Raw genomic sequence first — 2,352 nt, 5'->3', positions numbered from 1 at the left:
CTTACCCGCATGATCGAGGAGCGTAAAAAGATCCGCAATGACATCGTCGCGACCAACCGCGTCGAGATTGAGCAACGCAACCTTGACGCGAACAATCAGTCGCTCGAAATCGCGCAGGCGGCGGAGCAGGCGCGGTTGACGCAGGGCCAGACCCTCGCTGCTTTGCGTGCGCAACAGGCGACCGCCATCGCGACGGCCGAAGCCGAACAGACTCGTCTTGCCGAGATCGCCCGCATCGTGGCGGAACAGGCACAGGCTGTTGCGCAGACCGAGGCCGACAAGATCACGCAAACCGCCACCATCGAGCGTGACGGTGCCATTCAAACAGCCACGATCGAACGCGATCGCAACATCGAACTCGCGCGGATCACCACGGCGGTCCAGACGGCGCAGAAATCCGAAGAAGAATCGACAGCCACAGCGGCAGCCAACGAAGCACGCGCGCTAGCCGTTCGCGCCGAAGAGAGCGTTGCGACGGCGAAGGCGACCGAAATCGCCAATCGTACGAAGAATGTTGCTGTCATCGCGGCGACGCAGCGCGCGCAGGAAGAAGCTGTACAAATCACCGTAGCGGCGCAAGCCGACAAGGAAGCCGCTGAGGCGCGTGCCGTCGCGCTTCGCACCGAGGCGACCGCGCAGGCCGATGCCGAGAAATCGCGTGCGGAGGGTCGTGCCGCCGCGTTCGCAGTCGATGCGGCTGGTCAGACGGCGCTGAACGAAGCGACCAACATCTTGAACGATGCCCAGACTGCTTTGCTCGTCCGCAAGGCGATGCTCGACGCGCTACCCGCAATCCTGGCTGCGGCAGGGAAGCCCCTAGAGCAGATCGACAAGATCAGCATCCTCGATGCGCGCGGGTTGCACGGCGATGGTGGCGGCAGCGATGGCAATGGGAGCGGGACCAATTTGGCGGACGCGGCGGTCGCCGCTGCGATGCGCTATCGCGTCGGCGGACCGCTGATCGATGCGCTGATGAGCGAGCTCGGCATGAACGGCGCAACGATGGGCGGCATGCTGGCCGGAGCCTCCAGCGTTGCGCACCCGGAAAGCGGATCTGCCCCGAGCGTGACTGCGGATTCAGACATGACAGCCAAGGGGGCAAACGGCGGCACGCAGCACATCAGAGCGCGATGACATTTGCCGGACTCCCCTCCCCTTCAGGGGAGGGGCTAGCCGGATCACTATCGCGTCATCCGATTCGAAGCGGCTTCTCCGTACCGGTCAGCCGCCGGCGGGGCTGATCCGGTTTCCGGGTCGAACGCCGGGCTGGTGAAATCCAACGGGTTGGGTGTGCTTTCGGTAGCGGGCTTAGCCGATTCACGCCACGCCCGGTACACCATATCGCGCAGCATCGTCGCGCCTGCGGTGGTGCGGTCATACACCAATTGGCGCGCTTCTGCATTGTTTGGGTCGGCAAAAGCGCCGCGCTGGTCGAGCTGATAGACCATTTCCATCTTGTCGCCACTCCGGTTGAGGAAGGCGAGCACCTGATCGAACAGGTCGCCATCAAGCCGCGTCGCGCCCGGCATACGCGCTACAATGTCCTGCTCTGTCAGGCCCATTGCATCGACATAGCCGGTTTCAAACCGGCCGTGGATCGAGCGATCTTGGGTATATCCCTTGGGGTTGGGACCGCGCCAGCCGTCGCTCGCGATCGAATTATGAAGCGGCTGGGCACCGTCGCCAATATAATGGCCAAGCCACGCAACATAGAAAGCGCAAGTCTGCTGTAGCGGCCGCACATCAGCGCCCTCCGCCTGCCGCCGCCGGAGCCAGCGCATCCCCGAGACCAGCCGGCCATACCCTTCCATCGCGGCATAAGGGAGCGTGCCGGTCCAGCGAACGTTGACGCGCTTAGCCGCATCGGGGTTGATCCTGCTGATCCGCTGGTGTTCGCGGTAGAGCGCGAGCACGAACGCGTAGCGTGAGCGTGGCGGGTGCGCCATGACCGTGGATTGTTCGCGAAACCAGCCGTGATTGGGGTCTTCGTCGATCTTCGCGAACGGCTCGGATGCGGAACGCCACGTGTCGGGGATGCTGGCAGATGCCCCAATATAGTCGATATAGTCCCGCAGGAACACCGGACCATCGTCGGGCAGTGCGGCGACGGCGGCGCGATCTATCGCGGTGTGGCCGCGTTCTCCCCACGCAAAGGCTGCCATTGGCTGTGCAGCGATCAACAGTCCGGCAGCGATGCAAGTGGCGCGGCGGATGGCTTTTGGTGACATGGCAGAATCTCCGGAAAACAACGCAGCGAATGGGCGAAGGCAGCGTTCGTGGCTATTTGCATCGCGTGTTGGCAGATTGATGTTGCAATCCTGCTGCGTCGCACGCGTTTATCGTGCGTCGGTA

At 63.4% G+C, this 2,352-nt stretch carries 2 protein-coding genes; one reads left to right on the top strand and one right to left on the bottom strand.

From position 1 onward, the window contains the following. Positions 1-1,134, top strand: a 1,134-nt coding sequence (locus tag ABWP09_RS14190; RefSeq protein WP_353205768.1) for a flotillin domain-containing protein, incomplete at its 5' end; no start/stop codon positions are given. A gap of 47 nt (positions 1,135-1,181) precedes the next feature. Here the strand turns inward: ABWP09_RS14190 and ABWP09_RS14185 are convergent. Continuing rightward, positions 1,182-2,228 (bottom strand): phospholipase C/P1 nuclease family protein, encoded by a 1,047-nt coding sequence (locus ABWP09_RS14185; RefSeq protein WP_353205767.1) that lies wholly within the window; start codon positions 2,226-2,228, stop codon positions 1,182-1,184. Positions 2,229-2,352: the final 124 nt, after the last annotated feature.

It is taken from the genome of Sphingomonas sp. (assembly GCF_040398505.1).
In the GTDB taxonomy this organism is placed as follows: domain Bacteria; phylum Pseudomonadota; class Alphaproteobacteria; order Sphingomonadales; family Sphingomonadaceae; genus Sphingomonas.
This window is presented reverse-complemented; position numbering and strand designations above follow the sequence as displayed.